This window comes from Frankia sp. AgB32 (assembly GCF_023243045.1).
GTDB lineage: Bacteria > Actinomycetota > Actinomycetes > Frankiales > Frankiaceae > Frankia.
Genome location: NZ_JALKFX010000029.1, coordinates 68,480 through 74,479, shown reverse-complemented (window position 1 = coordinate 74,479; position 6,000 = coordinate 68,480). Strand labels below are relative to the sequence as shown.

The following is a 6,000-nucleotide window of genomic DNA, read 5'->3' as shown; positions in this document are numbered from 1 at the left end:
CCCGGGGGGGGCGCCGGGGGGGGGGGGCCCCGTCCTGGGGGGGGGGGGGGGGGGGGGGGGGGGGGGCCGGGGGGGGGGGGCCCGCCCGCCGGGGCCCGATGCTCCCGTCGAGGTGGCGGGACGCTCGCGCCGAACGTCAGATGTCCAGGAAGCGGACGTCCTTGGCGTTGCGCTGGATGAAGCTGCGGCGCGCGTCGACGTCCTCGCCCATGAGCACGGAGAACAGCTCGTCGGCGACAGCGGCGTCGTCCAGGGTGACCTGCAGCAGGATGCGCCGGTCCGGGTCCATCGTGGTGTCCCACAGCTCGGTCGCGTTCATCTCGCCGAGACCCTTGAACCGCTGGATGGCGTCCTTCGGCATCTTGCGACCGGCCTCCGCGCCCTGCTGGATGAGGCCGTCGCGCTCACGGTCGGAGTAGGCGTACTCCCAGTCCTCCCGGCCCCACTTGATCTTGTAGAGCGGGGGCTGGGCCAGGAACACGTGGCCGGCCTCGACCAGGGGACGCATGAACCTGAACAGCAGGGTCAGCAGCAGGGTCCGGATGTGCTGGCCGTCGACGTCGGCGTCCGCCATCAGCACGATCTTGTGATAGCGCAGCTTGGCGATGTCGAAGTCGTCGTGGATACCGGTGCCCAGGGCCTGGATGAGGGCCTGGACCTCGGTGTTCTTCAGAACCCGGTCGATGCGGGCCTTCTCGACGTTGAGGATCTTCCCGCGCAGCGGGAGGATGGCCTGGAACTTCGAGTCCCGCCCGCCCTTGGCCGAGCCGCCGGCCGAGTCACCCTCGACGATGTACAGCTCGCAGCGCTCGGGATCGGTGTACTGGCAGTCGGAGAGCTTGCCGGGCAGGCCGGTACCGCCGAGCAGGCCCTTGCGCCGGGTCAGGTCACGGGCCTGGCGGGCCGCGATCCGGGCCCGCTGGGCGTCGAGCGCCTTGTTGACGATCGCGCGCGCCTCGGTGCGGTTGACCTCGAACCAGTCCTTCAGCGCCGAGTAGCACATCTCCTGGACGAACTTCTTGGCCTCGGTGTTGCCGAGCTTCGTCTTCGTCTGGCCCTCGAACTGCGGCTGGGCGAGCTTCACCGAGATGATCGCCGTGAGGCCCTCGCGGATGTCGTCGCCGGAGAGGCGTTCATCCCCGCCGCGGGCGTTCGCCTTGACCGGCTTGAGGAGGTTCTGGTCCTTGGCGTAGGCGTTGACGGCGCTGGTCAGCGCGGCGCGGAAGCCCTCCTCGTGGGTGCCGCCCTCGTGCGTGTTGATGGTGTTCGCGAAGGTGTAGACCGACTCGGAGTAGCCGCCGTTCCACTGCATGGCGAGCTCGGCCTCGATGCCGGTGCCCTTCGACTCCAGCGAGATCACGCTGCGGTGGATGGAGTCCTTCGTCGCGTTGAGGTGCGCGACGAAGTCGACCAGGCCGTTCTCGTACTTGTAGGTGACCTCGACGGGCTCCTCGCCGCGCTCGTCGATCAGCGTGATCGACAGGCTCTTGTTGAGGAACGCCATCTCCTGCAGGCGCCGGGTGAGGGTCTCGTACTTGTACTCGGTCGTCTCGAAGATCTCTGGATCCGCCCAGAACGTGATGGAGGTGCCGGTCTTCTTCGACACGCCGGTCTTGACCAGCGGCTCCGCCGGCCGACTGCCCACGTACGGCTGGAACCAGACGTGCCCGTCGACCTGGATCTCGACATCGACGCGGGTCGACAGCGCGTTCACGACGCTGACGCCGACGCCGTGCAGACCACCGGAGACCGCGTAGGACTTGCCGTCGAACTTGCCGCCCGCGTGCAGCGTCGTCAGCACCAGCTCGACCGTCGGGATCTTCTTCACCGGGTGCATGCCGACGGGGATGCCGCGGCCGTTGTCGACGACCCGGACCCCGCCGTCGGCGAGCAGCGTGACGACGATCGTGTCGCAGTAACCGGCGAGCGCCTCGTCGACCGAGTTGTCCACCACCTCGTAGACGAGGTGGTGCAGCCCCCGCTCCCCGGTGGAGCCGATGTACATGCCCGGACGCTTGCGGACCGCGTCAAGACCTTCGAGAACCTTGATCGAACTTGCATCGTAGGCCACGCGGCGGGTCCCCTCGTTCTGGGCGGAAGTATCCACCAGTCTACCCGCCGACCGGCTATAGCGGACGCAGGGTGACCCCTGACGTCTGCGCAGCGCCCCGCGCGAGGGGAAGCTGAACTCCCCTACCCGGCCGACGGGTCCAAGGGCTTGGTGCGCCTCCACGACGGCAGGCCGACAGGTCGGCCGGTCGATCACGGTCGCGTCGCCTCCCGGCCACGACCGGTCGATCAGCCGTAGGTGTCCCGCGGACCGCGACCATGGGTACGCATCGGGCCATGCCGCCAGGACGGTGCGGTCGGACCCCGGACGGTGATCCGCTGGACGACCTGGGGGCCGAGTTCCCGGTGCAGGATGCTGAGAATCTGGCGGGACAGCATCCGCAGCTGCGTGGCCCACGCCGTCGACTCGGCGACGAGTTCCAGGTGGCCGTCGCGCAGGGAGACCGGAGCGCAGTGGTCGGCGATGTCCGGGCCGACGATGACGTCCCAACGGCTGATCACACTCGCGTCGGCCGCCTGGCCCCGCCAGCCGCGCGAGGCGAGCAGGCGGGTGATCGCCGAGCTGAAGGCGACCGGTTCCCGCCGGCCCGGGCGGGGGGGGGCGACCCCGGCCCGCCGGGGCGGGCGCGGCGCCGCGCGGTCGCGGCCGCCCCCCGCCCGGCGGGCCCGCCGGGCACCGGCCACCCCGCCCGGACTCCCGCCGGTGCCGGACCCACTGGCGGATTCGCCCCGGTTGCCGGAGTCCGCGGAGCGCGCGCCGGTGTCCCCTGCCACACCGGACGTCGCCGCGAAGGAGCCGCCACCGGCGCGGCCGCCGCCCCGGCCGCCGCGCACCCGCTCGCGGGAGTCCTTCTTCGCCTGCGCCAGGATCTGGCGGGCCAGATCGGCGCCGCGGGCGGCGCTGTCGTCGGGGGCGGCCGGGCGGTCGTCGGGCTCAGTCGGCATCGTGCACCTCCGCGTCGGCGACGAGGTAACGGCGGCCGGCGAGCTCCGCCGGCACATCCCCCCCGACGGCGGCCGTCACCAGCACCTGTTCGGCGGGCGCGACCAGTTCCGCGAGCCGGGCCCGGCGCCGGCTGTCCAGCTCGGCGAACACGTCGTCGAGCAGCAGCACCGGCTCCCGGTCGTCCGCCCGCAGCAGCTCGAACGAGGCGAGGCGCAGCGCGAGCGCGAACGACCACGACTCGCCGTGGCTGGCATAGCCGCGCGCCGGCCGGCCCGCGATGGACAGCTGCAGATCGTCCCGATGCGGGCCGACCAGGGTCATCCCGCGCTCGATCTCCCGCGCCCGGGCGTCCGCGAGTGCCGCGTGCATCGCCTCGACCAGCCGTTCCCGCTCGCCGGTGCCGCCTACCGAGCCCTCGGGCAGCGGCACGCTCGCCCGATAGTCGATCGCGACCTCGGCCGCTGCCCCGGCCACCGCCGCGTAGGCCTCGACGACCGCCGGCCGCAGCGCCTCGACCAGGGCCAGCCGGGCGGCGAGCAGTTCGGCGCCGTGCGTGGCCAGGTAGCCGTCCCACACGTCCAGGGTGCGCAGGTCACCTCGCCCACCGGAACGCCGCGCCGCCCCGGCCGTGCGCAGCAGCGTCGAACGCTGGCGGACGACCCGCTCGTAGTCGGCCAGCACCGCCGCCATCCGCGGCGCGCGGGCGACCAGCAGCCCGTCGAGGAACTGCCGGCGCCCGGCCGGATCGCCCTTCACCAGCGCGAGATCCTCCGGGGCGAACAGGACCGTGCACAGCAGGCCGAGCACATCCCTGGTCCTGGTGACGGGCGCGCGGTTCAGCCGCGCCCGGTTCGCCCGTCCCGGCACGATCTCCAGCTCGACGAGGGCCGCCCGGTCGCCGCGGACGATCCTGGTGCGCACGATCGCCCGGTCCGCCCCGTCCCGGACCAGCGGGGCATCGCCCGCGACCCGATGGCTGGCCAGGGTCGCGACATAGCCGATCGCTTCCAGCAGGTTCGTCTTCCCCTGCCCGTTACTGCCAACGAACGTGGTCGTTCCCGGACTCAGCGTGAGGTCGAGAGCCGGATAGGACCGGAAGTCGACGAGTGACAGATGCGTGAGGTGCACGTCACCCGTGGAGACGGATCGGCATGAGCAGATAGCGGTAGTCGGGCAGCTCGCTGCCGGTGCCATCGGCCGCGTCGCCCTCCGCACCGGACTTGCCGGTCAGGATCGCCGGCTTGTTCGCCGCGACGGCGGGATCCTCCGCGCTGGCGAAACCGATCCGCACGATGTCGGACTCCAGCGCGCCCAGGGCGTCGAGCAGGTAGGACGGGTTGAAGGCAACGGCCAGCTCCGGGCCGTCGTACACCGCCGGAAGCGTCTCGGTGGCCTGCGCCTCACCGCCCGTCCCGGCTTCCAGCACGAGGTGGTCCGGAGAGAACGCCAGCTGCACCGGCGCGGTCTTCGCCGCAACCAGGGCCACCCGGCGCACCGCCTCCTGCAGCGGGGCGATCTCCAGCTGGGCGATCAGCGGCGAGCTGTCCGGCAGCAGCTTGCGGTAGGGCGGGAACTGGCCCTCGAGCAGCCGGGTGGTCGTCTGCCTGGTCGAGCCGGCGAAGCCGGCCAGGGTCTCCCCGGACGGACCCGTCCCCAGCGCGATGGACACCTCCACCCCGGAGCCCGACAGCGACTTGGCGGTGTCCAGCAGCGTGCGCGCGGGCACCAGCGCCACCGTCACCGGAGCCGCCGGGGCGGCGTCGCCCTCGTCGGTGGATGCCTCGGCCGGGCGCCACTTCAACGTGCGCACCGCCAGCCGGTAGCGGTCCGTCGCGGCAAGGGTGAGGGTGTCGCCCTCGATCTCCATCCGCACCCCGGTCAGCACGGGCAGGGTGTCGTCCCGCCCGGCGGCGATGGCGACCTGCGCGACCGCGGCGGCGAAGGCGGATCCCTCGATGTGTCCCGTGACGGGAGGCATGGCCGGCAGCGCCGGGTAGTCGTCGACCGGCAGCATCGGCAGCGCGAACCGGGCGTTCCCGCAGGTGATGACGAGCCGGGTGCCGTCGATGGCGAGGTCGACCGGGGCAGCCGGCAGCGAGCGGGTGATCTCCGCGAGCAGCTTGCCGTTGACCAGGGCGCGGCCTTCCTCCGACACGGTCGCGTGCACCGTGCTCTGCGCGGCCACCTCGTAGTCGTAGGCGGCGACCTTGAGCATCGGCCCGGTGGCGTCGAGCAGGAGTCCCGACAGCACCTGGAGCTGAGTCGTCGGCCGGCTCGGCAGCGTCCGGGCGGTCCAGGCGACCGCCTCAGTGAATTCGTCCCGTTCCACCCGGAACTTCATGGTTAGCCCTCCTGTCGTTCCCTCCGGTGTGCGGAGGCAGCCGGTCGGGAACACCGATCAGCATCCCAGAGTGCCAGGCGGCGTCGGCGGGCGGCTGGCCCCGCCCCAGGCGCTTACTCGGAGCCCACGAAGTGGCACAGCACGCGCTCGATCATGATCGTCGCTCGTTGTCCACACCCCCTAGTACTTAGAGATTTTGATCTTTTGAAGAGAAATTTAGAATCGTGGTGGTAGTAGGGGGTGTGGATACTGGGGATAACCAACGTTTCCGCAGGTCAGAGCCATGATCTGCCGGTGCAAATCCTGTGGGTTCGCCTGTGGACAGGCGCAGTGGATATCCACACGTCGAGACGTCGTCCCCAGGGACTACTTTGTCCCTCCACAGGCGTTCCCCGGGTTATCCACAGGCTGTCCACCCCTTCTTCCACCCCTTCTTCCACCGGTTCGCCCACCCGCTGTCCACAAGGTTTTCCACAAGCTGTGGGTGGAACCACTCTGTGGGCTCGGTGCGCGGCCGATCGGCGACGGACTCGTGGCGGGACAGGGTCACCGGCGGTGGTCGTATGGCTTCGACGTATTCGTTGACGTCGCTGCAAACCCACCAAAGATCGCTCGATCGAGGGGTGGTCGGGCACGGCCCGGC

Annotated in this window: 4 protein-coding genes; all 4 read right to left on the bottom strand. The window is 71.2% G+C overall.

The window, feature by feature from the left end; all coding sequences use genetic code 11:
• Positions 1-136 precede the first annotated feature (136 nt).
• Positions 137-2,071: a DNA topoisomerase (ATP-hydrolyzing) subunit B gene (gene gyrB / locus MXD60_RS11740; protein ID WP_248819060.1), complete on the bottom strand. Its 1,935-nt coding sequence runs from the start codon at positions 2,069-2,071 to the stop codon at positions 137-139.
• Positions 2,072-2,298: 227 nt separating this feature from the next.
• On the bottom strand, positions 2,299-3,015 hold the full coding sequence (locus MXD60_RS28735) for a DciA family protein (protein WP_283098205.1): 717 nt from the start codon (positions 3,013-3,015) through the stop codon (positions 2,299-2,301).
• On the bottom strand, positions 3,005-4,144 hold the full coding sequence (recF, locus tag MXD60_RS11730) for a DNA replication/repair protein RecF (RefSeq protein WP_248819059.1): 1,140 nt from the start codon (positions 4,142-4,144) through the stop codon (positions 3,005-3,007). Before recF ends, MXD60_RS28735 begins: the two co-directional genes overlap by 11 nt.
• A 1-nt stretch (position 4,145) precedes the next feature.
• Positions 4,146-5,357, bottom strand: a complete 1,212-nt coding sequence (gene dnaN / locus MXD60_RS11725; protein ID WP_248819058.1) for a DNA polymerase III subunit beta — start codon at positions 5,355-5,357, stop codon at positions 4,146-4,148.
• Positions 5,358-6,000: the final 643 nt, after the last annotated feature.